Origin of the sequence: Sphingomonas yantingensis, assembly GCF_014199325.1 — a bacterium.
GTDB classification, from domain to species: domain Bacteria; phylum Pseudomonadota; class Alphaproteobacteria; order Sphingomonadales; family Sphingomonadaceae; genus Sphingomonas; species Sphingomonas yantingensis.
The window spans coordinates 111,475-134,886 of sequence record NZ_JACIJJ010000005.1; the positions used below are offsets into that span (position 1 = coordinate 111,475).

Sequence of the window (23,412 nt, forward strand, 5' to 3'; positions counted from 1 at the left end):
CTCGTCTATGCTCCGACTAAAGCCCGCGCAGGGCAGGGAGAGGATGACATGAGCCGAGCAACGCCCCGCCGCCTTCGAGATCTTGCGGTCTTTATCGGGCTCGCGACCGCCGCCATGCCCGTGGCGGCGCACGCTGCGGTGCCCGACTGTCCGCTGGCGACGACGCCCTATTCGATCGACGGGCCGCTGATCGACCTGCTGATCGATCCCCGCGCGCGGCAGGTACTCGATGAGGCGGGGCTGCTCGCCAAGATACCGCCGTTCCTGTCGGGCACGACGCTGCCGACCTTCTCGGCGATCGTGTCGCTCGACGGGCTCGGCGACTACAAGGCGATGCCGGTGGCGGCGCAGGCCGATCTGCGGGCGAAGCTGGCGGCGATCCCGATCGATGCCGCCGCGACGGCGCGTCGATGTGCCCGCTATGTCGACGGCCCGCCCCCGGCGGAGCGGGTGAAGCCGGGCAGGCCGGCGATCCTCGTCTTCGACCGGATCATCGGCTTCAAGGACACCCCCTCGGTCAACGCAGCGACCGAGGCGCTGCGCGCGATGGCAGCGCGCAAAGGGTGGGAGGCGGTGTTCACCGACAATCCCGGCGCTATCACGCCGGCTTACCTGAAGCAGTTCGGCGCGGTCGTCTGGAACAACGTCAGCGGCGACGTGCTGACCGTCCGCCAGCGACAGGCACTGCGCGATTTCGTCGAGAAGGGCGGCGGCTTCGTCGGCTTTCACGGCGCAGCGGGCGATCCGCGCAACATCTGGGACTGGTATTCCGATGTTCTGGTCAGTGCCCGCTTCGCTGGTCACCCGATGGACCCGCAGTTCCAGACCGCGACGATCCGGGTGGAGGATCCGAACAGCCCGCTGATGCGGGGGCTCGGCACCGGCTGGGCACTGAACGAGGAATGGTATTCGTTCACCGCCAACCCGCGCGACAAGGGCGTCCACGTGCTGCTGGCGCTGGACGAGGCGAGCTACAAGCCGGGGAAGCTGGCGATGGGCGACCACCCGATCGCCTGGAGCCGCTGCGTCGGCAACGGGCGCTCCTTCTATTCGGCGATCGGGCATCGGCCGGAGAATTACGCCGACGCGAAGAACGTGACGCTGCTCGAGAATGGGATCGGCTGGGCGCTGGGCGCAAAGGCAGGGCCGGTGTGCCGCGGCGGGCGCGAGGTGTCTCGCTGATCCCCGCCGCGGCGATCGGTCAGTCGGCGGCGGCGTCGCTCTTCTTGCGGCGCCGCGTCGGGGTGGCGGCAGGCGCGGTCGCTTCCTTCGCGGCGCCGGCGCGGGCCTGACGACCCTTGGAGCCCAGGCCGATCTGCTTGGCCATCGCGCGGCGCGCTTCCGAATAGCTCGGCGCGACCATCGGATAGTCGGCCTTGAGGTTGTAGCGCGCGCGATACTCGTCAGGCGTCAGGCCATTGGTCGACAGGTGGCGGCGTAGCGTCCGATAGGGCTTGCCGTCGATCATCGACAGGATGTGATCCTTCGATGCCAGCGACTTGCGCACCGAGACGGCGGGCGTGAAGTCACCCTCGGTCGCGGGCGTCTCGGCATTGTCGGCGGTCTCAGCCGTGCCGCCCGAAAGCTCGTTGATCGTCGAGTGCATCGTGCGAAGGAACGCCGGCACGTCTTCGGCCGAAACACGGTTGTTCTGGTTACCCAGCCACGCGATCGTCAATTCGGTGGCGAGTTCGACGGCATTCAACGTGGTCTCTTCGGACATGACAGGTTCCCGTTCTGGCTGCGACCATTTGCTGGCAAGCACATTGCTTGGCCCATGCCTATGCGCCGTCCGAACAGTAAAGTCGATGCGTCATGTGTTGCTTCTTTGGCGTCAAAGAATACCCGCTGGCGATCTTGTCGACAAAATATTGGGCGGCGGGGTTGTTTCGAGTCCTCAGCGCCTTTGGATCGAACCACTTAAGGTCGTCGGGGCCACGACACACCGGCGTCGTGGCCCGCCCGTTTCGATCAGTTTCCGGCCACGCCGAGCTGATCGAGGACGAAGGCCTGCCATTCGGAGGCGTCGCGATACCGCTCGAACCGGCCCGACTTACCGCCGTGCCCGGCTTCCATGTTGGTGCGGAACAGGAGCGGGGCGGTGCCCGTCTTGGTCGCGCGAAGTTTCGCGACCCATTTGGCGGGCTCATAATATTGAACCTGGCTGTCCCACAGGCCGGTGCCGACGAACATCGCCGGATACGCCTTCGCCTCGACATTGTCGTAGGGCGAATAGCTCAGCATGTAATCATAGTAACGCTTCTGCGCGGGATTGCCCCATTCGTCATATTCGAAGGTCGTGAGCGGGATGCTGGCGTCGAGCATCGTCGTGACGACATCGACGAACGGCACCTGCGCGACCATCACGCGGTAATCGGTGGGCGCCATGTTGGCGACCGCGCCCATGAGGAGCCCGCCGGCGCTGCCGCCCATCGCCGCGACGCGATCCTTTGCCGCGACCTTTTGCGCGACGAGGAAGCGGGTCACGTCGATGAAGTCGGTGAAGCTGTTCTTCTTGTTGAGCAGATGGCCGTCGTCGTACCAGCCGCGGCCCATTTCCTGCCCGCCGCGGATATGCGCGATCGCGTAGACGACGCCGCGGTCGAGCAGCGCGATCCGGCTGGGGTCGACGGCGGGATCGGTCGAATAGCCGTAGCTGCCATAGGCGTACTGGAAAAGCGGCGCGGTGCCGTCGCGCTTAGCGCCCTTGCGATAGACGATCGAGACGGGGATGCGGGTGCCGTCGCGCGCGGGCGCCCAGAGCCGTTCGGTGACGTAGTTGGCGGGGTCGTAGCCGGGAACGGGCGCCACCTTGAGCACGCGGCGCTCGCCCGTCCGCGCATCGACCTCGTACGTCGTCGTCGGGGTCTTCAATGAGCCATAGGTGTAGCGGACCGAGGTCGCGCCCGCCTCGCGGTTGGTGGCGAGCGCCATGCGGTAGGCGGGTTCGTCGGCGGCGACTGCGGTGGAGCGCCCGTCCTGGCCGAGCAGGCGGATCATGCGATTGCCGCCCTGCCGCTGGTCGATCGCGACGAAGCTGTCGAAGGGCTGGAATCCCTCGATGAACACCTTGTCGTCGGCGCGCGTCAGGTCCCGCCAGGCCGCGGTGCCTCCCGACAGCCCGGCATCGGCGACGGTGACGAGCTTGTAGTTCTTCGCCCCCTTGTTCGTGCGGATCACCCAGCGCCCACCGGCATGGTCAGCCGAATAACGGAATTCGCGCGCGCGGGGCGCAAGAACGGTAAAGCGAGTCGGCTGGTCAACCGGTGCGCAGCGTTGCTCGTCGCTGACGGTGCTGGAGACGGTGATGCAGATGAACTTGTCGTCGGCCGTCTTGCCGATGCCCATCTGATAGGTGTCGTCCTTTTCCTCATAGACCAGCTTGTCGGCGCTGGCGGGCGTGCCGAGCGCGTGGAGCATCACGCGGTAGCCGCGCAGCGTCACGGGGTCCTTGGCGACATAGAGCAGCGACTTGCCGTCGCCGATCCAGACGATTTCGGGCTCGAGATTGGTGAGGCCCTGGTCGAGGATACGGCCGGTGGTGATGTCCTTGACCTTCAGCACATACTGGCGGCGGCCGACGGTGTCTTCGGCCCAGGCGATCGTCTTGTTATCCGGGCTGACGGCAAAGGCCGACAGCGAGAAGAAACCGTGGCCCTTTGCCATCGCATTCTGGTCGAACAGCAGCTCGGCGGGGGCATCGGGGGTGCGGCGGCGCTCGACCAGCGGATAGTCGCCGCCCTTCACGAACCGCGTCTGGTACCACCAGCCATTCTCGCGGTACGGGACGGTCGTGTCGTCCTGCTGGATGTGCGAGACGGTTTCTGCATAGAGCGTGTCAGCCAGCGGCTTGAGCGGGGCCATGCGCGCGTCGGCATAGGCGTTCTCCGCCTTCAGATAGGCGAGCATTTCGGGGTTCTTGCGCGTGTCGTCGCGCAGCCAATAATAATCGTCGTTGCGGGTGCCATTGGGCGAGACGACGGGATGCGGGCGTTTCGCGGCGCGGGGCGCTTCCTGTCCGGCGGCCGCCACCGCGATCGCTGCCAGACTTGCCGCCGCTGCCCATCGAATCATGCCCGAACCCCTGTGCCTGGTGATGACAGAGGGCTAACACGCCGGTGCCACGTGTCGAGGTGCCGCATGACCAACCTGCTCCATCCGCTGCCCGATGCGTCCCGGGGCGAGGTGTTCGAGAACCTGCTGACCCGCCCCGGCTGCCGGATCGAGCGGATCGTGTCGCTGGGACAGGTGACGCCGCCCGAGCGCCCCTATGTCCAGCCGCATGACGAGTGGGTGCTGGTGCTGGCAGGGCGCGCGGTGGTCGAGGCGGAGGGGGCCGCGACCGCGCTGTCGCCGGGCGACTGGCTGCTGATCCCGGCCGGGGCCGCGCACCGCGTCACCTTTACCGATCCCGACGCGCCGACCGTCTGGCTGGCGGTGCATTTCGGCTAGACCGCGAAGCGCACCGTCCCGCCGATCGTGCGCGGGTCGCTGGGGCTGCCGAGGATCAGGCCTGAATTGCCCGCCTGGATCGTCAGGTTCTGGATATAGTCGGCATCGAGCAGGTTGCGCGCCCAGACGATCACCTCCGTCCCGTCGGCAAAGCGATAACCGATATTGGCGTTGGTGAGGTTGGAGCCGCGGATGCGCGTGAAGCGCGACAGGCTGGGGTCGCCGTTAAATCCGCCGCGCGAGGCGCTGTCGACATGGAGAATGAGCTCGCCGCGCCCGACCGGCCGGACATAGTCGAGCCCGCCCGTCACCGCGAGTCGGGGGAGCGAGGCGAGGCGGCGGCCGGTCAGGCTGCACCGCGCGGTCGCCGCGGTCTGAACCTCGAGCGGGCAGGGGCCGGCGGGATAGTCGGTATAGACGCCGTCGGCATAGGCGACGCTGCCGCGGATCGATAAGCCGGGGACCACGATCGCGGTCAGGTCCGCCTCAATCCCCTGCACGCGCACCGCCGGAATGTTCGACAGATAGCCGCGAAGCTGCACGGTCTGCGTCGTCGAGTTCTCGACGATCGTCGCCTGAAAATCGCGGACGCGGGTGCGATAGGCGTCGATGTTGAAGATCAGGCGCCGGTCGAAAAGCGTGTTCTTGAGGCCGATCTCGATCGTCTCGTTGCGTTCGGGCCGGACGACGGCGGTGGCGAGGACGGGCTGGTTGGCATTGTCGAGCGGCAGGCCCGACATGTTGATGCCCCCCGACTTGAACCCGCGCGCATAGCTTGCATAGGCGAGCACCCGGTCGCTCACCGCCCAGGCGATGTTGCCGCGGCCCGACAGGCTGCCGTCCCGGTCGCTCGCGACATAGCTTTGTGGACGCAGGACGCCGAGCCGTGCGTTGACGAGTGCGGCGTTTGTCGTCGCCGGCCCGCCCGACACGGTCGTGCGATACGAGCCGTCCTTCCCCTCATAGGTGTAGCGAAGGCCTCCGGTCAGCGTCACGTCGGGGACGATGCGCCAGTTGACCTCGCCGAACGCGGCATAGCTCGACGTGCGAAAGACGGTGCGCCCGTCCTGGCCATAGCCGTCGAGCAGGTTGGCGGGGACGGGGGTGTTGTTCGCACCCGTCGTTGTGCCGATCAGATAGCGGGCGGCGGCGGGGCCGTAGATGCTGATCGGCCGCCCGGTGATCTTCTGCCAGAAGCCATAGAGCCCGATGACGTAGGTGAGCGGGCCGGAGCCGTTCGAGGCGAGGCGGAACTCCTGGCTCGCCTGATCCTGCCGCGAGGGGATGTGTTGCGACAACTGCACCGGCAGGCCGGTATAGTCGCGGTCGTTCTCCGCATCCCAGTTCCAGAACCGCCACGCACTGACCGAGGTGAACGTCGCGGGGCCGAGATTCCAGTCGGTTATCGCGCTCACCCCGCCCTCGTTCGTGTCGACGCCGAGCGGGCCGTCGATGTCGGTCAGGCGGTCATAGGGGTTGGTGCTCGGCAGGGCGTAGTCGAACTGCGCCGCCAGCCCCTGCGGCCCGCCGAACTGACGGGTGGGCGCCCGAAGGCTGGTGCCGGTGCGCAGGTATACCTGCCCGCAGCAATAGGCCTGGAAGTTGGCGAAGTCGGCGATCAGGCGAGTCCGGAACCCCTCGCGCGGCTGGAACAGGAGCTGCCCGCGCACCGCCTGCGTGCCGAGCGTGTTGGTATTGCGGCCGGTGCGGACATTCTCGATCACGCCGTCGCGGCGGGTCGAGACGCCCGACAGGCGATAGGCGATCGTGTCGCTGATCGGCCCCGATGCCCAGCCCCGCGCCTGGACGAAGTTGCGCTCGCCGACCGAGATCTCGGCGAACCCCTCGGGCGTGAAGCTCGGTGCGCGGCTGGTGATGTTGAGCGCGCCGGCGGTGGTGTTCTTGCCGAACAGCGTCCCCTGCGGCCCGCGCAGTTCCTCGACCCGCTCGATATCGGCGAAGTCGAACGCGGCGGTCGCGGGGCGGGCGTGATAGACCTGATCGACGTAGAAGCCGACGCCGGGTTCCAGCCCGTCATTCGCCTGGCTGACCGCCACCACGCTCGACCCCAGCCCGCGGATCGTGAAGGCGGTGTTGCGGGGGTTGGCGGAGCTGTAGTTGAGGCTGGGGATCAGCGTCGTCAGCGCCTGCGTATTCAGGCTGTAGCTGCGGTCGAGCAGGTCGCCGTCCACGACCGAGAGCGCGGCGGGCACGTCCTGCGCATCCTCCTCCCGCCGGCGAGCAGTGACGGTGATGGCGGGGAGTCGGTCGTCCTCGGCCTGCGCTGCGGCCGGGGCGGTCTGCATCGGCGACACAAGCAGGGACATGGCGACGAGTGCGAGCATGGCCGGGGAGCCCCTTTCGGCAGGGGGCGTCCCCGCTCTATGTTCCGGCGTATACCGAGACTGTATCCAGCCGTATATAGAGGTCGCGCTATTTGGAGGACGGCAGCGGGGCCTCGCGAAGATGGGTGCGCAGGCGCGCATAGGCCGAGCGCTCGGCGAGCGCCGCGGCGTCGCGCTCCATCTCTCGATAGGCGACGAGGACGGCGGCGCCGGTGTCGGTCACGCGCGCGCCGCGCTCGGTCCCGCCGCCGCGCAACGTCTCGACCAGCGGCGGGTCGAAGCAGCGGTTCATCTCGTCCACGAGCAGCCAGGCGCGGCGATAGCTCATCCCCATCGCCGCCGCGGCGCGCGCGATCGACCCCTCTGCGGCGATGGCGCCGAGGAGGTCGGCCTTGCCCGGACCGAAGGCGACCGCATCGCCGCACGCGACCTGGAGCTTGAGGCGGAGCGGGCCGAGTTTCATGCCGGGCGAGTCTGGCGGATCATGCCCCAGCGTACAGGGCCGCTCCCGCATGGGGAAGCGGGCCGGCGCGCGATCGAACCGCTTCGCTCTCCTTTTGCTTTGCGACAGAAGACCGGCGGCCGGTCAGCAAGGCGGGGCTCAACGCGGGGGCGTGAGCATACCGAGACCGCGTAGCCACGCTTCCATCAACTCGGGCCAGCGGGCGAGCGCTGGATCGTAGCCGCCGAGCCCCGTCCCATGATCGCCGCGCGCGAAGACGTGGAGTTCGGCCTCGACCCCCTTGGCCTGCAGCGCCTCGTAGAAGCGGAGACTGCCCATCGCGGGGACGAGCTTGTCCCCGGTGGTGTGATAGATGAAGGTCGGCGGCATCCGGGCGGTGACGGACTTGAGTGGCAGATACCGGGTATATTGCTTCGGATCGCACTTCACCCCGGTGAAGTCGCAATATTGCGACCGGCCGTTCGCGCCGATCTGCATCCCCTCCAGCCATGGGTAGCCGAGGACGAGGAAGTCGGGGCGGCTGTCGGTTTGGTCGACCGCATCGCCGGTGCCCGGCGCGCCGGTCGCGGCGACGGTGACGCTCAGATGGCCGCCGGCGGAAAAGCCGATCATGCCGATCCGCTTCGGGTCGATGCCGTACTTCGCCGCATTGGCGCGCACGAAGCGGACCGCGCGGTGGCCGTCGGCAAAGGGAATGGGCAACCGCGCCTTGGCCCCCACGCGGTATTTGAGGACGAAGGCGGTCATCCCGCGAGAGGCGAACCAGTCGGCCACCTGTCGCCCCTCCAGATTATCGGCGAGGCCCATGTAGCCGCCGCCGGGCGCGACGACGATCGCGGTGCCGTTTTCGTGCCCGCGATGCGGGCGCATGATCGTGAGGGTCGGCGTCTCGTCGGGGCCGTCGCCCGTCGCGCCGGGTGCGCGGCCGGGATAGAGGCGGATGGTCTCGATGCCCAGCATCGGCTCGCCGGGCGCCTCGCCGGTCTGGTGCGCGGGCGCAGCCGACGGGATGAGTGCAAGCGCCAGCAGCGGTGCCAGCCAATGAGTCAATCCGGCCATGCCAATCCTCCCCGATTTGTCGGGGCATCCTGCCGCGCGGCAACGCTCAGTGTAAAGCGATCGCTTCACCCGCCGCGAACCCGCTCGCCCAGGCCCATTGGAAATTATATCCGCCGAGCCAGCCGGTCACGTCCACCGCCTCGCCGATCGCATAGAGACCGGGGACGCGGCGCCCTTCCATCGTCTTCGACGACAGCTCCGCAGTGCTGATGCCGCCCACGGTCACCTCGGCCTTCGCAAACCCTTGCGTGCCGTTCGGGTGGAAGGCCCAGTGGCTCAGCCGCGCTTCGGCGGCGGCGAGCCTAGCGTCGGTCAGGTCGGCGAGCGTGCCGGAGAGTGCCAGCCGTTCGCCGAGGACGGCGGCCAGCCGTTCGGGTAGCGCGGCGGTCAAGGTGCGCGCGACGGTCGTGCGCGGGGTGTCGCGCTTCAGTTGCTTGAGCCAGCCGGGCGTGCGGCCGGGGAGGAAGTCGATCGCGATCGGCTGGCCATGGCGCCAATAGCTTGACACCTGAAGGATCGCGGGGCCGGACAGGCCGTGATGCGTGAACAAAGCCGCCTCGCGGAATGCGGCCTTGCCGGCGATCGCCACCACCTCGGTCGCGACGCCGGAGAGTTCGCGGAACAGCACCTCGTCGCCGCCGAGGGTCAGGGGGACGAGCGCGGGGCGCGGCTCGACCACCCTGAGGCCGAAGCGGCGGGCGAGGTCGTAGGCAAAGCCGGTCGCGCCCATCTTCGGGATCGACGGCCCGCCGGTGGCGATGACGAGGGCAGGGGCGCTAGCGGTGCGGTCGCCGAACGTCACGCGATAGCGGCCATCGGCATGATCGACCGCCGTGATCGGCTCACCGAGGGCGACCTCGACCCCGCCCTTCGCGCCTTCCGCCATCAGCAGGTCAACGATCTGCCGTGCCGATCCGTCGCAGAAGAGCTGGCCGAGCGTTTTTTCGTGCCACGCGATGCCATAGGCTTCGACCAGCTCTGTGAAATCGGCGGGGGTGTAGCGGGCCAGCGCCGACCGCGCGAAATGCGGATTGGCGGAAATGAAGCGGTCGGGGACGGTGCCGGTATTGGTGAAGTTGCAGCGCCCGCCGCCCGAGATCAGGATCTTCTTTCCCGGGCGGTCCGCATGGTCGATGACGAGCACGCGTTTGCCGCGCTGGCCCGCGACGCCCGCGCACATCAGGCCGGCGGCACCCGCCCCCAGCACGATCGCGTCGTAATCGGCCATGTCAGCGAAGCTTGGCGATCGACAGTCCGTCGGCCTTGGCGCGTTCCTTGGTCGATTCCTCGCTGCGGGTCAGCGCCTTGGCGATCGCTTTCAGCGCCATGCCCTTCTTGGCGAGGGTGTGGAGCTTCTGGATCTCGTCGGCGGTCCAGGGCTGGCGGTGTCGTTCGAAGCGTTCGGCCATGATCTCGTCCTTACGCCCGGCGCTTGAGCCGCACCAGCGCCTCGTCGAGCGACTGGAGGAAGCGCGAGCGGTCGGTCTTCGAGAAGGGCGCGGGCCCGCCGAGCTGGTCGCCGCCCGCGCGCAGGTCGGCCATGATCGCGCGCACTGCGACCGCCGAGCCGATCGAGGCGGCGGTGAACGGCTTGCCGTTGGGCGCAATCACCGTGCCGCCCGCCTTGATGCAGCGGTCGGCGAGCAGGATGTCGGCGGTAATCACCACCGTCGCCGCATCGACCCGCTCGGCGATCCAGTCATCGGCGGCGTCGAAACCGTCCGAGACGACCTCACGCCCGATCAGTTCATGCTGCGGCACGCGGATCGGGCTGTTGCTGACGATCGTGACGGGGACCGCGTGGCGCAGGGCCACGCGGTACACCTCGTCCTTCACCGGGCAGGCATCGGCATCGACGAGGATGCGCATGGCTGGCCTCAGCGCGGGCGGCGCGGTTTGTGCGGCGGACGGGCGCCGGTGGGCTTTGCGCGATAAGGCGGGCGGCCGGCCGGCGCGTTTGCACGATCGCCGCGATGGCCGGGCGAGGGGGGCTGGCCCTCGGCGCGCTCGATGCGCACGCCGCTTTCGTCATCGGCCTGCGGGTCGCCGCTGCGCTGGACGGCGCTGGCGAACTTGGCGGCGATGCCGCTCGGCACCTGGAACCAGGTTTCGGTGGGCAGGATGCGGATCGCGCCGATCTCGTTCTTGGTGATGTGCCCGCGGCGGCAGAGCAAGGGCAGGATCCAGCGCGGATCGGCATTGTGACGGCGGCCGATATCCATGCGGAACCACTGCACGTCGTCGAAGCCGGGGCGGTGATGCGCGGTCGCGGGATCGCGCGGGGCCGCCTCGATCATCTCCTCGGGCGCGGGCAGCTTGGCGCGGACGCTCTGAACGAAGGCCGCGGCAATATCCTCGGCGCTCATCTTTTCGAGGAGCTGCGCGGCGAGCGCGCGGTCGTCCTCGTCCGCCTCGACCGGCGCGAGCAACGTCGCCAGCATCCGCTCGCGGTCCTTGGCGCGGATGTCGTCGGGCGTCGGCGCATCCGTCCACTCGGCGGCAATGCGCGCCGATTTGAGCATCATGTCGACGCGGCGGCGGCGGGGATAGGGAACGATTAGGACCGCAGTGCCCTTGCGCCCTGCGCGGCCGGTGCGGCCCGAGCGGTGCTGCAACGTCTCGGCATCGCGCGGCAGCTCGACATGGACGACCAGGCTAAGGCTCGGCAGGTCGATGCCGCGCGCCGCCACGTCGGTTGCGACGCAGACGCGGGCGCGGCCGTCGCGCAGCGCCTGAAGCGCGGCGTTGCGCTCGTTCTGGCTGTGCTCGCCCGACAGCGCGACCGCGGCGAATCCGCGCTCGGTCAGGCTGGCGTGGAGGTGGCGGACATTGTCGCGCGTGGCGCAGAACAGCATCGCCGTCTCCGCCTCGTGCAGGCGAAGCAGGTTGATCGCGGCATGCTCGATATCGGCGGGCGAGACGGCGATCGCCTGATATTCGATGTCGCCGTGGCCGCGATCCTCGCCCAAGGTCGAAATCCGCTCGGCATCGCGCTGATAGCGGCGGGCGAGCGCGACAATCGACTTGGGCATCGTTGCGGAGAACAGGAGCGTGCGGCGCCCCTCCGGCGTCAGGTCGAGGATCTGCTCGAGATCCTCGCGGAACCCCATGTCGAGCATCTCGTCCGCTTCGTCGAGGACGACGGCGCGCAAGGCCGAGAGGTCGAGCGCGCCGCGCTCGAGGTGATCGCGAAGGCGGCCGGGGGTGCCGACGACGATCTGGACACCGCGCTGCAGATTGCGGCGTTCCTTGGCCGCGTCCATCCCGCCGACGCAGGTGGCGATGCGCGCGCCCGCCTTTTCATAAAGCCACATCAGCTCGCGGCTGACCTGGATCGCGAGTTCGCGGGTCGGCGCGATGACGAGCGCGAGCGGCGTGTCGCTGCGCGCGAGCGCGCCGTCCTCGAACAGCTGCGACGCGATGCCGAGGCCGAATGCGACGGTCTTGCCCGAGCCGGTCTGGGCGGAGACGACGAGGTCGCGGTTGGGATCGGGCTGTTCCAGCACGGCGGACTGGACGGCGGTCAGCGTGTCGTAACCACGCGCGGCGAGCGCTTCCGATAGAAGCGGGGGGAGGGTTTCGATTGTCATGAACGCGCTCCCCATGCGCCTTTGTGCGCTGCAACGCAAGTCTGGAAGCGGTTACAGCCCCAATTGCGCCCGATCCACGGTCGCGGCGACCAGTTCAGCGCGGGCGGCGGAGCGGCGATATTCGGCGTCGAGCTGGCGCAGGCGCGCGTCGGCGGCGCTTTCCTCGCGCAGGTTGACGACGATGAAGTCGCTGGCGCCCAGCTGGAACCGGCGGCGCTCGGCCTCCGCCATCCGGTTGGCGAGCGCGGTTTCGTCGACCGCGAGGCCGAGCAGCCGGTCGGCGGTGGTCGCCTGGATCGCAAGGCCGTTCACCTCGACGAGGATCTGGTCCTCGATCAGCTTGCGGCGAAGGCGCAGGCCATCCGCCTCGGCCGCGGCCTCGGCGATCTTGCCGCGGGCGGCGCGGCGTTCGAGGGGGAGCGAGAAGCGCAGGCCGACGATCCCCTCGGCGGGGGTCCGCGACGACCCGCCAAGGCCGATCGGCCCCACATCCTTCGCCGCCTCCGCCCGGATATCGAGCCGCGGGCGCAGGTCGTTCTCGGCGAGCAGGCGCTTTACCTCGACCTGATCCAGCCGGACGAGGATCGCCTCCAGATCGGGCCGCTCGATCCGCCGGGCGAGGTCGGGGCCGAGCGCGGGGAGGCGCAGTTCCGGGAACCGGTCGGGCAGGCGTTCGGCGGCGGGGACGAGCCGCTCGCCATTCTCGTCGCGCAGATAGAAGGAAAGCGCATTGGCGGCGGCGGCGAGGTCCTGTTCGGCGCGCACCAGCAGCGTCTGGCGGCGGACGATGTTCTGGCGGTTCTCCGTCCCCAATATCTGCGGGCGCGCGCCGAGCGCGATCATCCGCTCGATCGACGCCTGCCGCTCGGTCGCGAGGGATAGGAGGTCGCGATAGACGCGCACCCGCATCCCCGCGACGACCCAGCTCTGATAGGCGTCGATCGCGCGTCGCTGCACCCCGATCGCCACCATTTCGCGGTCGAGCCGCGCAAGATTGATGTCACCGCCCGCGAGCCCCAATCGCCCGCGCCGCTCGTCGATCAGCCGGTCGCGCATCAGCGAAAAGACCGCGCCGACCTTCACCTCGCCCAGCCGGTTGGTGAACGCCTTGTCCTCATAGACCGGAAAGTCGCCGCGCGAGACGCGGTAGCCGCCGAAGACATAGCCGCCGTTGCTGGCGAGCGGGCGCGTCGCCTTCCCCTCAACCACCGTGCCGTCGTAATAGCCGGCGAGGCGCGACTGGACGTCCCCCTCGAACAACAGGTCGAACGCGCCCTCGGCCGACAGGCGGCGGCCGTCGGCCTGTCGTTCGCGCGTGATCGCCTCGAGGATCGCGGGGGCGTGGGTGGCGGACGAGCGCAGCACCTCGTCCAGCGTCAGTTGCTGGGCGGCGGCGGGGGCGGCCACGAAGACCGCCGCGACGATGGCGATCAGGCGGATCATTTCTTCACCTTGACGACCGGATCGGGGCCGGGGCCTTTCGCATCGTCGGCGGGACGGCGGAATTCGAGCGGGAAGTCGTTGAGCTGGCGCCAGAGTTCGTAGCCGACGCTGACCGTCTCGCCCTGGATCCAGCCGCGCACCTTGCCGCCCAGCCGGACGAAGCCGGCGCCGGGCCAGCCCGGCTTGCCCGGCATCGGTTCGACCAGCACGCGGAACAGGCCGGTGGTCTGGGCCGAGGGGTCGATCGAGCGGACGCGGCCGTCGAACATCCCCTGCGCGACCGAGGGCCAGCCGCTGAACTGGATCGCGGGCCACCCCTCGAACGCCAGTCGCACCGGGCGGCCGGGGCGGATGATCGCGACGTCGCGGCCGTCGACCATCAGCTCGACCACGCGCACCGGCGCCTCCGGCGCGAGCGTCGCGAGCGGGTCGCCCGCCGAGACGAGCGTCGCGCCGGCGGCGGCATTGATCGACTGGATGCGCCCGTCACGCGGCGCGCGGACGAGCTGCGCCGACTGGCGGTTGAGCGTCACGTCGACGCGGGTGAGCTTGGCCCGAGCCTCCGCAAGCTTGGCGCGCTGGTCGGCGACCTTGATCTGCGTCGCTTCGTAATCGCGGCGTGCCGCCAGCCCCTCGGCCAGCAATTGCGCGGAGCGGCCGACGTCGATCTGCGACACGGCCATCGCCTGTTCGGCGGCGGCGATCTCGGCCAGCACCTGCGCGCGCTCGGCGGCGAGGCGGGCGAGGAGATCGGGGTCGTTGTCGGTGATCTTCGCGATCGGGTCGCCGCGCTTCACGAGGTCGCCGTCGCGGACGTACCAGCGCTCGACCCGGCCGGGGACGAGCGCGGTCACGTCCTGCACCCGGTCCTCGGGATCGAGGGCGGCGACCTGGCCCGCGCCGGCCGAGGTCTGGACCCAGGGGACGAGGATCAGGATCGCGACCACGACCGCGATCGCGAAGAAGACCAGCCACGCGACGACGCGCGTCACCCGCGGCGGCCGGATGCTCGCCAGCGTCGGGAAATGGACGATATGGTCAGGCTGGAAGGGCATCGCTGCCTCCTTCGCTGGCGAGTGCGATCAGTTCGGCGTCGGTGGCGCAGCGGCGCTGCTCGGTGGCGCCGATCCAGAGCGCGCCGTCGCGCACCAGCCCCTGTGGCCGTCGGGTGAACTGAAGCACAGTGGTATCGCCGCGCAGCCGGGCGAGTACCGCATCCACGCGCTCGGGCGGGAGCAGATCGTAAAGCGGCGACAGGACCAGCAGCTTGGGCCGGGCGAGCAATGCGGCGGCGAGTTTCAACGCCATCAGCTCGCCCACCGATAGCGGCCAGCCCGAGGTGGAAATGACGGTATCCAGCCCCTCGGCAAGCCCGCCGAGCCGTTCGGCGAGACCGACCGTCTCCAGCGCCTCAACCATCCGCGCCGCATCGCCCGAGGCGGCGAGCGTCAGATAGTCGCGGATCGACATTTCGACGAAGCTCGGCCGGTCGAGCACCATCACCTCGGCCCGCAGGCGATAGGTGTCCAGCCCGCCGATATCGCGCCCGCCGATGACGACCAGGCCGCGCGCCGGGCTCTGGTGCCGCTTGAACAGCATCGCCAGCGAGCGTTCGACCCCCGGCGCGGCGACGACGGCGAGCTGTTCGCCCGCCGCGACCTCGAAATCGAAGCGGCGGCCGTCATGCTCGACGCGGGCCATCCGGATGGCGCCGTCCGCCGGTCCCTCGCCCTCGGCTTTGCCCGCTTCCTGCGGCACGTCCCAGAAAAGCGACAGCTCCTCCAGCCCGGCGGCTAGGTCGTACAGCGCCTCCAGATACGGCCCGAACTGGGCGATGCCGTAGAAGACGCCCGACAGGATCAGCTCGGCGGCGACGAGCTGGCCGATCGACAGCTGGTTCTGGATGATGAGCCAGCCGCCGAGCGCGAGCAGCGCGGCGCTGGCGATCGCGTAGATGAGGAGGAGCGCGCAGGTCTGCGCGAAGGTGTAGCGGAAGTGGCGGCGGTGCGCGGCGACATAGCCCGCCGTCATCGCCTCCGACCTGTCCATCGCGAAGTCGAGGTGGCGGCTGGATTTGTAGAAGCCGTTCGACCCGCCGACGCTGTCGAGCCAGTGCGCGGCCGCGTGCTTGGCATGGCTTCGCGCGACCGCGCTGCGGATCGCGCCAGACGCCCAGAGCTGCCAGACGAGGAACAGCGACAGCGCCAGCACAGCGTTGAAGGCGAGAAAGAAGGGGTGGTAAAAACTGGTGACGATCAGGCCCACCGCGCCCTGAAGGAAGATGGTGAAGCCGCCGATGAGCAGGCTGGGCAGCGCTTTCTGCACCGTCATCAGGTCGAAATAACGGTTGAACAGGTCGCCGCGCCGGGCATCGGCAAAGAACGGGTTCTGCGCGTGCACCGCGCGGATCGTGATCTCCGCGACGATCCGCGCGAACAGCCGCCGCTCGAACTGCGCGAGCAGGTGGATGCGGAAGGCGGCGAGCACGCCGGCGATCAGCAGCAGCAGGAACAGCAGTCCGGCGAGCGTGAACAGCGGCGTCGGCAGCGCGGTGTTCGCGACCGAATTGATGAGCAGCTGGACCGAAATCGGCGTCGCCAGCGACAGCAGCGAAATGGCGATGCCATAGACGATCGCCAGCCGCACGAACGCGGCATCGGGGGCCAGCACCAACCCGATCCACCCTGCAAAGGCCCGGATCCCCGGGCGCTGGTCCGCCATTGCCGTTTCTCCCTGACAGACGCGCTATCTGTAGGGGGTAGGTTATTGGAGCAACGGCGCCCGGACTATATGTCCGATAGGGTTATCCTATTGCGCAACATCGCGTAGCAATTGCGCAAGCGTGAGAAACGCGGGCGCGCGTCCGGCGCCGGATCGCCACACCAACCCGATCTCGCGATACTGACGCCCGCCGGCGAACGGTCGGACGATCAGGCCGTCACCCTCGCGGATTTCCTGGCGGATGTAGAGCCGCGGCAACAGCGCCAGGCCCATGCCCATACCCGCCATCTGCCGGATCGCGTCGAGGCTGGTCCCCTCGTAATCGCGCAGCACGTGTGCGCCCGCCTGTTCGGCAAGCGCCGCGACCTGCTCGCTCATCCGGTATTGCGGCTGGAGCGTCAGCAGGCCGCGCCCGGCCAGATCCTCGACGGCGATCGTGTCGCGCTTCTTCAACGGATCGTCGGCGGCCATGCCGAGGAACAGCGGCTCGCGGAACAGCCGCTCGACGTGCAGGCCGCGGTCGGCGATCGGCAGTTGCACGAGGATCACGTCGTGGGTGCCGTCGGCGAGCAGCTCGACCAAGCGGTTGGGCAGCCCCTCTCGCACATGGACGCGCAGGTCAGGGCTGACGGCGTGTAACTGCGCCACGAGCTGCGGCAGGATATAGGGACCGAGTGTCGGCGAGACGCCGAGGCGGATCGTGCCCGACAGCGCATCGCCGCGGCGATCGGCCAGTGCCTCGAACGCGGCGACCTCGGCCAGCACGCGGCGCGCGCCCGCCACCGCTTCGCGTCCCAAGGGAGTCAGGATCGTCTTCGTCGCACCGCGCTCGACGACGCGGCCGCCGAGCAGCGCCTCGACCAGCTGGATCTGCTGTGAGAAGCTGGGCTGCGACACCCCAGCCGCCGCCGCGCCGCGCGTGAAGCTGCCATGATCGGCGAGTGCGATCAGGTAGCGCAGCTGGCGGAGCGTCGGCTGCGTCGTCACCGGGCGGGCAGCGTGACGATGCGGCCGGGGGCGTCGCGCAGCTTGAGGTAGAGCGTGCCATCGGCGGGTTTCGGCACCTCGATCGCTGGGCCGGTGAAGCCGTCGGGCACGGAAACGGCGTCGGTGAAGGCACGGGTCGGCGCCGCCGCCTCGATCAGGAACAAGCCCTCGCCGCGAAGCGTGCAGCGCGCCTTCGCCTCGCACTTCACCGGCTGCAGCGCGGGCAGGCGGACGAGCGTGGCGAGCGGGCGCCAGTCGCTCGCCTCGTTCGCGCGGGCGAGGCGGTAGCGCAGGGGGCCGAACGCCGAGGGGCCGAGCGCGGCGGGATCGAGCGCGGCGACGAGCACGTCCTTGCCCTGAAGCTGAAGCTGCGGCCCGGCGGTCAGGCGCGCGGTCTGGCCCGCCGGACCGGCGATCTCGATCGTGTCGGTCGGGGCGAGGTCACCGCCCGACGCGCGAACGGCGAAGCGCAGCGTCGCGCCGGCCGGGAGCAGCGGTTCGCCTGTTTCGAGCGGGGTGAGCGGGCTCGATCCCTCCACCCGGACGCTGCCGTCGATCAGCGCAGCGGCGATGCGCGGGGGACGGACGGTAACGGGGACGGTGAGGGTACGGCCGTCGCTCAGGAGTATGCGCGCGGTCGCATTGCCTGCCGCAGGTGCGGTTCCGGTGCCGGTCAGGGTGAGGCGATCCGTCTTGGCCTCGCGGGTCAGCGCTTGCGGCGTCGCGCGCAGGTCGCCGATCTCGACGCGTTCGACCAGGTCGAGGCGCTGGCCGGTCAGTTCGGCGGCGGTGTCGCCGGTATGGACGGTGACGGCCTCGATCCGGCTCGCCTCGCGATAGGCGCGCAGGGTCAGCGTCGTGGGCTTCGCCATGCCTGTCTCGCGCAGCTCGATCGACACGCGGCCGGCTTTGGCCTCGGTCAGCGGTAGCGTGAGGGCGAGGCGACCGTCGCCCTGCGGCTTGAAGGTAACGTCGCGGGCAGGGCCGTCACCGACGCGCATCGTCGCGCCGGTAATGCAGGCGGGCGCAGCGCCGCGCAGGACGAGCGTATTGTCGCGGCCGACGACGAGTGTCGCATCCTCGGGCGCGGTCCAGCCCTTGCCGTCGGGGAATTGCAGGCGGAAGGCGGGGCCGGTCAGCGGCTCGAACCCCCAGCGGCCCTCGATCCGGCTCTCGACCGTGCCCGTCCCGGTCAGCGGCGCGGTGACGACATAGCCGCCGTGGTCGGCGCGGGGGCGAAGGGGTACGCGCTGGCCGCCGGCGACCAGCGCCATCTCGCGCGCGAAATCGGTCGAGTAAATGAGCGGCGCGCCCTCGACCGGCAGTGTGAGTGTGGGGTCGGCGCCGCAGAGCGGAGCGTCGGTCGCGGCGCGGAGGCGCGGCGGGCTGTCGCCGCCGATCGCGGGCATCGGCGCGACGATCACCGAGCGCGGCTTGGCGAAGGAGGGCGCGGTGTCGAGCAGGAGCGACATGCGATCCCCGCCGCGCAGGCCCAGCGCGGGGAGGTAGCGGAATTGCGGATTGCTGAACGCGCCGAACAATCGCGCGATGTCGCGGACGACGGCGATATACTGGCTGTAGTAACCGAAGCCCGCCTCCCGCGTGTAGCTCAGTTGCAGCGCGAGGTTGGTGGGCGCGCCGGCGATCGTTTCGGCCAGCGAGCTGCTGTGCACGTCGGTCAGGACCAGCGACTCGCGATTTTCGAGCAGGCAGGCGACCTGATAGTCGACCACCTTGTCGAGGCATTCGGCATTGAGCTTGATCGCAAGGCTTTTCGCCAGCGTCGGCGCGACGCGCTTCAGGTGCGCCGGGTCGTCGTCCTCCTCCGACCGGATCGCCGCGACGAAGGCGTTGAGGCGCGAGCGGTCGAGCGAGGCGCGGTTGATCGCCTGGATCGCGCGGACGAATTCGCCGGGCTTGCCGCGCACCGCGCTGGCGATCGTCCCCTCCGCGCCGCCCGTTTCGGGGACGAGGAAGACGGCGAGCTGGCGCGCGCCCTGCGGCACGGTCAAAGTCAGGACGCGGTCCTTGTCTTTAGTCTTCCACGTTTCGGCCGAGCGGATCCAGTCGCGCGGGGGCGGGTTGGTCGCGCCGCTCAGGAAGGCGGAGACGAGGATGAAGCGCGCGCGCTGGTCGGCGGGCAGGTCGGCTTCGATGCGGACGGTGTCGCCCGCGGCCAGTTCCGGCACCTCGGCGATCGGCAGCGTCGCGGTGCCGCGCGTGACGCGGATACGCAGGTCCGGGCCGGGGAGGTCGAACGGCGCCGGGTCGGCGGCACGGACCGCGCCCGGCGCCGCGGCGGCGAGCAGCAGCGCTGGTAGGGCGAGGCGGCGCAGGCGGGGAAGCGAAAACATGCGGCCCCTTAAGACCCTGCCCGGCGCGTGGTTTCAACCCATTGGGTTTGGGGCGGACCCGCGCGGCGCGACCGATGCGCGCCGCGCGGGGAAGGATCAGGCGACCTCGGGCAGCTTTTCGAGATGCTTTTCAAGGGTGATCGGATAGTCGCGCACCCGAACGCCGGTGGCGTTGTAGATCGCGTTGGCGACCGCGCCGCCGACGCCGCACAGGCCGAGCTCGCCGATGCCCTTGGCCTTCATCGGGTTCGCCTTGTCGTCCGCCTCGTCGAGGAAGATCACGTCCTGATGCGGAATGTCGGCGTGGACCGGCACCTCATAGCTGGCGAGGTCGTGGTTCACGAACATGCCGAACCGCTTGTCGACGGCGAGCTCCTCCATCAGCGTGGAGCCGACACCCATCGTCATCGCGCCGATCACCTGGCTGCGCGCCGAGACGGGGTTGATGATCCGCCCTGCCGCACAAACCGCCAGCATCCGGCGGACGCGGACGACGCCGGTATAGCTGTCGACGCCCACCTCGACGAAATGCGCGCCGAAGGTCGAGATCTGGTACGCCTTGTCCAGCCCGGCGAACTCGATCTTGTCCTCGCCCACCAGCTCGCCGCCGCGGCCCGCGTCCTTGAGGCTGGCCGAGCGGTTGCCGCTCGTCACCTTGCCCTCCTTGAAGGTCACGTCGGCCGAGTTGTAGCCCAGCCGCTGCGCCACCGCCTCGCGCAGCTTGACGCAGGCGGCATAGACGCCAGCGGTCGCGTTGGCCGCGCCGAACTGGCCGCCCGAGCCCGCCGACACGGGGAAGCTGGAATCGCCCAGCTTCACCACCACCTGCTCGGCGGGCACGCCCAGCATCTCGCCCGCGGTCTGGGCGATGATCGTGTAGCTGCCGGTGCCGATATCGGTCATGTCGGTCTCGACCGTCACGATGCCATCGGAGCCGAGCCGCACGCGCGCGCCCGAGGTCATGTTCATGTGGTTGCGGAAGGCGGAGGCGACACCCATGCCGACCAGCCACTTGCCGTCACGGACCGAGCCGGGCTTTGCCTGACGCTTCGACCAGCCGAACTTCTCGGCGCCGGTCTCCAAACAGCGGACGAGTTGGCGCTGCGAGAATTTGCGGTCGGGCTTGGCGGGATCGACCTGCGTGTCGTTCTTGATGCGGAAGGCGACGGGGTCCATGCCGAGCTTCTCGGCCATCTCGTCCATCGCCGCCTCAAGCGCCATCATGCCCGGTGCCTCGCCGGGCGCGCGCATAGCGTTCCCTTCCGGCAGATCGAGTTCGGCGAGCCGCATCGCGATTAGGCGATTGGACCCTGCGTACAGGAGTTTGGTCTGCGCCGCCGCGATTTCGGGTGAGCCGCCGGGCTGGTCGCCCGATCCGCTTTCGTGCGCGATCGCGGTGATCGTGCCGTCCTTCGTCGCGCCGATGCGGATGCGCTGATGCGTCGCGGGACGGTGCGTCGCGTTGTTCGCCATCATCGGCCGCGCGAGCGCGACCTTTACCGGCCGCTTCGCCGCGCGTGCGCCGAGCGCCGCCATCACCGCATCGGTGCGCAGGAACAGCTTCCCGCCGAATCCGCCGCCGACATAGGGCGACATGAGGCGCACCTTTTCCTTGGGCATCCCCAGCGTCTTGGCGAGGTCGCCGTGACCCCACGCGATCATCTGGTTCGACGTCCAGACCTTGACGCTGTCGCCTTCCCACACCGCCATCGACGCGAAGGGCTCCATCATCGCGTGGCTGTGGTCGGGGGTCGTGTATTCGACGTCGATCTTGACCGGTGCTTCGCCGAACGCCTTTTCGAAGTCGCCAACGCGGTCCTCCTTCGCCTCGTTGCCGCTATCGCCGCCGCCCGCGAGCTTGGCGGTCTTGAGACCCTCGGTCAGGTCGAAACGGCCCTTGGCGCGGGCATAGTCGACCTTGAGGAGGCCGGCGGCGGCACGCGCCTGTTCAAAGGTTTCGGCGACGACGATCGCGATCGCCTGATGATAATGGTCGACTTCCGGTCCGCCGAGCAGCTTCACGGTGTTGAAATTGCCCTTGCCGAGCTTGCCGGCATCCTCCGCGGTGACGACGGCGATGACGCCGGGCGCAGCCTTCGCCGCACTCGTGTCGAGGTTGGTGATCCGCCCCTTGGCGATCGCGGAGCCGACGACATAGCCGTAGGCGGGGCTCTCGACTTCCTTGTGATGCTCATAGGCATAGGGGGCAAGGCCCGTCACCTTGAGCGGGCCGTCGATGCGGGTGTGGGGGCGGCCGACGACCGTCATGGTGTCAATCGGGTTGGCGCCGGCTGGCGTGTCGAACTTCATCGGATCAGCCCTTTGCTTCGGCGAGGACGGAGGCCAGCGCACGCGTCGCGAGCGGCAGCTTGAAGGCATTGTCCTTCGTGGGGGTCGCGCCCTGGAACGCGCGGGCGGTGACGGCGGCGGCACCCTTGGGCAGCAGCGCCTCGGCCTCCTCGACCCGCCACGGGCGCGGTGCGACGCCGCCGAACGCGACGCGGCCGGTACCGTCGTCTTGGATCACCGCTGCGACCGAAACCAGCGCATAGGCGTAGGACGCGCGGTCGCGCACCTTTTCATAGAAATGCTTGCCGCCGAGCGGGCGGGGCAGCGTCACCGCGGTGATGAGCTCGCCAGGTTTCAGCACCGTGTCCTGCTCAGGCTTGTCGCCCCACAGCCGGTGGAAGTCGGCGATCGGGATCGAGCGGCGCTGCCCCTCGGCGTCGATCGTCTCGATCACTGCGTCGAGCACGCGCATCGCGACCGCCATGTCGCCGGGGAAGGTGGCGATGCATTGATCGCTGACCCCGATGATGCCGAGCTGACGCGAATAGCCGCCGATCGCCGCGCAGCCCGACCCCGGCTTGCGCTTGTTGCAGGCCATGTTGGTGTCGTAGAAATAAGAACACCGCGTCCGCTGGAGCAGGTTGCCCGCGGTCGACGCCTTGTTGCGAAGCTGTCCCGAGGCGCCCGCGACGATCGCGCGGGTCAGCACCGCATAGTCGCGGCGCACCCGCTCGTCGGCGGCGAGGTCGGTGTTGGTGACGAGCGCACCGATGCGGAGGCCGCCGTCCTTCGTCGCCTCGATCTTGTCGAAGCCGAGGTCCTGTACGTCGACGAGGTGGGTGGGCGTTTCCACCTCGATCTTCATCAGGTCGAGAAGGTTGGTGCCGCCAGCGATGAACTTGGCGCCGGACCGCCCCGCGACCGCGCGTGCAGCAGCGACGGGGTCCTTCGCACGCTCGTAGGTGAAGGCCTTCATGCGCTTGCTCCCGCGACGTCCGCCATGGCCTCGGCGATGTTGGAATAGGCACCGCAACGGCAGATATTGCCGCTCATCCGCTCGCGCATTTCCTCACCCGTCGCGCCAGGGGCGGCGGTCAGGTCGGCCTGCGCGTGGCTGGGCACGCCGCGCTTGATTTCGTCGAGGACGGCGACCGCCGAGCAGATCTGGCCGGGCGTGCAATAGCCGCACTGATAGCCGTCATGCTTGATGAAGGCCGCCTGCATCGGATGCAGCTTGTCAGGGGTGCCGAGGCCCTCGATCGTTGTCACCTCGTCGCCCTCGTGCATCACCGCGAGGCTGAGGCAGGAATTGATCCGCTTGCCATTCACGATGACGGTGCACGCGCCGCATTGACCGTGGTCGCAGCCCTTTTTCGTGCCGGTGAGCTGAAGATGTTCGCGCAGCGCGTCGAGCAGCGTCGTGCGCGGGTCAAGCTTCAGCTCGCGGGGTTTGCCGTTGACCTTCATCTTTACCGGCAGGTTGATCGGGGCCGGGCTGGGCGACGTGCCCTGCGCCACCAGCGGCGCGGTGCCGGCAGCAGCGGCAGTCGCGGCGGAGCCCATCAGGACCCCCCGACGGGACAGTTCAACCCCGGAAGCGGGGGCAGCATTTGCAGACATTCTCGACCCTTTTTTGATCGTGGGGCTACGCCGACGGCACGCTCACTCGGGGGGGATAACGCATGATACGAAAAAAGGCGCAATCGGAC

The 23,412-nt window shown here is 69.1% G+C and carries 19 protein-coding genes; 2 read left to right on the forward strand and 17 right to left on the reverse strand.

Annotated features, from left to right (window positions below; all coding sequences use genetic code 11):
- Positions 1-48 precede the first annotated feature (48 nt).
- Positions 49-1,182, forward strand: a complete 1,134-nt coding sequence (locus FHR19_RS15685) for a ThuA domain-containing protein (protein ID WP_184030415.1) — start codon at positions 49-51, stop codon at positions 1,180-1,182.
- Between the two features lie 19 nt (positions 1,183-1,201).
- Here FHR19_RS15685 and FHR19_RS15690 read toward each other — a convergent pair whose 3' ends face one another.
- Both FHR19_RS15690 and FHR19_RS15695 read right to left on the reverse strand, forming a co-directional pair.
- Positions 1,202-1,723 carry a Ros/MucR family transcriptional regulator gene (locus FHR19_RS15690; RefSeq protein WP_184030417.1) on the reverse strand — a complete coding sequence of 174 codons (522 nt, stop codon included), beginning with the start codon at positions 1,721-1,723 and terminating at the stop codon, positions 1,202-1,204.
- A 248-nt stretch (positions 1,724-1,971) separates the two neighbouring features.
- A complete protein-coding gene (locus FHR19_RS15695) occupies positions 1,972-4,074 on the reverse strand; it encodes a S9 family peptidase (protein WP_184030419.1) in 2,103 nt (700 codons plus the stop codon).
- 66 nt (positions 4,075-4,140) lie between these two features.
- Here FHR19_RS15695 and FHR19_RS15700 point away from each other — a divergent pair, with 66 nt between their 5' ends.
- The gene (locus tag FHR19_RS15700) at positions 4,141-4,452 is read left to right on the forward strand and encodes a cupin domain-containing protein (protein ID WP_184030422.1); all 312 of its coding nucleotides are present in this window, start codon (positions 4,141-4,143) and stop codon (positions 4,450-4,452) included.
- Here the strand turns inward: FHR19_RS15700 and FHR19_RS15705 are convergent.
- The 15 genes from FHR19_RS15705 to paoA all read right to left on the reverse strand — a co-directional run bounded on the left by FHR19_RS15705 (position 4,449) and on the right by paoA (position 23,323).
- On the reverse strand, positions 4,449-6,797 hold the full coding sequence (locus FHR19_RS15705; RefSeq protein WP_184030424.1) for a TonB-dependent receptor: 2,349 nt from the start codon (positions 6,795-6,797) through the stop codon (positions 4,449-4,451). The genes FHR19_RS15700 and FHR19_RS15705 overlap by 4 nt on opposite strands.
- Positions 6,798-6,885: 88 nt before the next feature.
- Positions 6,886-7,260, reverse strand: a complete 375-nt coding sequence (locus FHR19_RS15710) for a winged helix-turn-helix domain-containing protein (protein ID WP_184030427.1) — start codon at positions 7,258-7,260, stop codon at positions 6,886-6,888.
- A gap of 138 nt (positions 7,261-7,398) precedes the next feature.
- Entirely contained in the window at positions 7,399-8,319 is a 921-nt protein-coding gene (locus FHR19_RS15715; RefSeq protein WP_184030430.1) for an alpha/beta hydrolase, read from the reverse strand.
- A 46-nt stretch (positions 8,320-8,365) separates the two neighbouring features.
- The gene (locus tag FHR19_RS15720) at positions 8,366-9,547 is read right to left on the reverse strand and encodes a BaiN/RdsA family NAD(P)/FAD-dependent oxidoreductase (protein WP_184030432.1); all 1,182 of its coding nucleotides are present in this window, start codon (positions 9,545-9,547) and stop codon (positions 8,366-8,368) included.
- A gap of 1 nt (position 9,548) precedes the next feature.
- Positions 9,549-9,728 (reverse strand): hypothetical protein, encoded by a 180-nt coding sequence (locus FHR19_RS15725; protein WP_184030434.1) that lies wholly within the window; start codon positions 9,726-9,728, stop codon positions 9,549-9,551.
- A 10-nt stretch (positions 9,729-9,738) separates the two neighbouring features.
- Positions 9,739-10,188 (reverse strand): YaiI/YqxD family protein, encoded by a 450-nt coding sequence (locus tag FHR19_RS15730; protein WP_184030436.1) that lies wholly within the window; start codon positions 10,186-10,188, stop codon positions 9,739-9,741.
- 8 nt (positions 10,189-10,196) lie between these two features.
- On the reverse strand, positions 10,197-11,909 hold the full coding sequence (locus tag FHR19_RS15735) for a DEAD/DEAH box helicase (protein ID WP_184030438.1): 1,713 nt from the start codon (positions 11,907-11,909) through the stop codon (positions 10,197-10,199).
- A 51-nt stretch (positions 11,910-11,960) separates the two neighbouring features.
- The gene (locus tag FHR19_RS15740) at positions 11,961-13,352 is read right to left on the reverse strand and encodes a TolC family protein (protein ID WP_184030441.1); all 1,392 of its coding nucleotides are present in this window, start codon (positions 13,350-13,352) and stop codon (positions 11,961-11,963) included.
- Entirely contained in the window at positions 13,349-14,407 is a 1,059-nt protein-coding gene (locus FHR19_RS15745) for an efflux RND transporter periplasmic adaptor subunit (protein ID WP_184030443.1), read from the reverse strand. The genes FHR19_RS15740 and FHR19_RS15745 overlap by 4 nt, the downstream gene beginning before the upstream one ends.
- Positions 14,391-16,073 (reverse strand): ABC transporter ATP-binding protein, encoded by a 1,683-nt coding sequence (locus FHR19_RS15750; RefSeq protein ID WP_184030445.1) that lies wholly within the window; start codon positions 16,071-16,073, stop codon positions 14,391-14,393. The genes FHR19_RS15745 and FHR19_RS15750 overlap by 17 nt, the downstream gene beginning before the upstream one ends.
- An 87-nt stretch (positions 16,074-16,160) precedes the next feature.
- Positions 16,161-17,060 carry a LysR substrate-binding domain-containing protein gene (locus FHR19_RS15755; protein WP_184030447.1) on the reverse strand — a complete coding sequence of 300 codons (900 nt, stop codon included), beginning with the start codon at positions 17,058-17,060 and terminating at the stop codon, positions 16,161-16,163.
- On the reverse strand, positions 17,057-19,414 hold the full coding sequence (locus tag FHR19_RS15760) for a hypothetical protein (protein ID WP_184030449.1): 2,358 nt from the start codon (positions 19,412-19,414) through the stop codon (positions 17,057-17,059). Before FHR19_RS15760 ends, FHR19_RS15755 begins: the two co-directional genes overlap by 4 nt.
- A 96-nt stretch (positions 19,415-19,510) precedes the next feature.
- Positions 19,511-21,724, reverse strand: coding sequence for an aldehyde oxidoreductase molybdenum-binding subunit PaoC (gene paoC, locus FHR19_RS15765; RefSeq protein ID WP_184030451.1), 2,214 nt, complete (start codon positions 21,722-21,724; stop codon positions 19,511-19,513).
- A 4-nt stretch (positions 21,725-21,728) separates the two neighbouring features.
- On the reverse strand, positions 21,729-22,679 hold the full coding sequence (locus FHR19_RS15770; protein ID WP_184030454.1) for an FAD binding domain-containing protein: 951 nt from the start codon (positions 22,677-22,679) through the stop codon (positions 21,729-21,731).
- Entirely contained in the window at positions 22,676-23,323 is a 648-nt protein-coding gene (gene paoA / locus FHR19_RS15775; RefSeq protein WP_184030456.1) for an aldehyde dehydrogenase iron-sulfur subunit PaoA, read from the reverse strand. The genes FHR19_RS15770 and paoA overlap by 4 nt, the downstream gene beginning before the upstream one ends.
- Between the last annotated feature and the right edge of the window lie 89 nt (positions 23,324-23,412).

What these genes read in the sequence shown, in the direction of transcription:
- FHR19_RS15685 (WP_184030415.1), top strand. Translation starts at nt 49, where the DNA reads ATGAGCCGAGCAACGCCCCGCCGCCTTCGAGATCTTGCGGTCTTTATC.
- FHR19_RS15690 (WP_184030417.1), bottom strand. Translation starts at nt 1,723, where the DNA reads ATGTCCGAAGAGACCACGTTGAATGCCGTCGAACTCGCCACCGAATTG.
- FHR19_RS15695 (WP_184030419.1), bottom strand. Translation starts at nt 4,074, where the DNA reads ATGATTCGATGGGCAGCGGCGGCAAGTCTGGCAGCGATCGCGGTGGCG.
- FHR19_RS15700 (WP_184030422.1), top strand. Translation starts at nt 4,141, where the DNA reads ATGACCAACCTGCTCCATCCGCTGCCCGATGCGTCCCGGGGCGAGGTG.
- FHR19_RS15705 (WP_184030424.1), bottom strand. Translation starts at nt 6,797, where the DNA reads ATGCTCGCACTCGTCGCCATGTCCCTGCTTGTGTCGCCGATGCAGACC.
- FHR19_RS15710 (WP_184030427.1), bottom strand. Translation starts at nt 7,260, where the DNA reads ATGAAACTCGGCCCGCTCCGCCTCAAGCTCCAGGTCGCGTGCGGCGAT.
- FHR19_RS15715 (WP_184030430.1), bottom strand. Translation starts at nt 8,319, where the DNA reads ATGGCCGGATTGACTCATTGGCTGGCACCGCTGCTGGCGCTTGCACTC.
- FHR19_RS15720 (WP_184030432.1), bottom strand. Translation starts at nt 9,547, where the DNA reads ATGGCCGATTACGACGCGATCGTGCTGGGGGCGGGTGCCGCCGGCCTG.
- FHR19_RS15725 (WP_184030434.1), bottom strand. Translation starts at nt 9,728, where the DNA reads ATGGCCGAACGCTTCGAACGACACCGCCAGCCCTGGACCGCCGACGAG.
- FHR19_RS15730 (WP_184030436.1), bottom strand. Translation starts at nt 10,188, where the DNA reads ATGCGCATCCTCGTCGATGCCGATGCCTGCCCGGTGAAGGACGAGGTG.
- FHR19_RS15735 (WP_184030438.1), bottom strand. Translation starts at nt 11,909, where the DNA reads ATGACAATCGAAACCCTCCCCCCGCTTCTATCGGAAGCGCTCGCCGCG.
- FHR19_RS15740 (WP_184030441.1), bottom strand. Translation starts at nt 13,352, where the DNA reads ATGATCCGCCTGATCGCCATCGTCGCGGCGGTCTTCGTGGCCGCCCCC.
- FHR19_RS15745 (WP_184030443.1), bottom strand. Translation starts at nt 14,407, where the DNA reads ATGCCCTTCCAGCCTGACCATATCGTCCATTTCCCGACGCTGGCGAGC.
- FHR19_RS15750 (WP_184030445.1), bottom strand. Translation starts at nt 16,073, where the DNA reads ATGGCGGACCAGCGCCCGGGGATCCGGGCCTTTGCAGGGTGGATCGGG.
- FHR19_RS15760 (WP_184030449.1), bottom strand. Translation starts at nt 19,414, where the DNA reads ATGTTTTCGCTTCCCCGCCTGCGCCGCCTCGCCCTACCAGCGCTGCTG.
- paoC (WP_184030451.1), bottom strand. Translation starts at nt 21,724, where the DNA reads ATGAAGTTCGACACGCCAGCCGGCGCCAACCCGATTGACACCATGACG.
- FHR19_RS15770 (WP_184030454.1), bottom strand. Translation starts at nt 22,679, where the DNA reads ATGAAGGCCTTCACCTACGAGCGTGCGAAGGACCCCGTCGCTGCTGCA.
- paoA (WP_184030456.1), bottom strand. Translation starts at nt 23,323, where the DNA reads ATGTCTGCAAATGCTGCCCCCGCTTCCGGGGTTGAACTGTCCCGTCGG.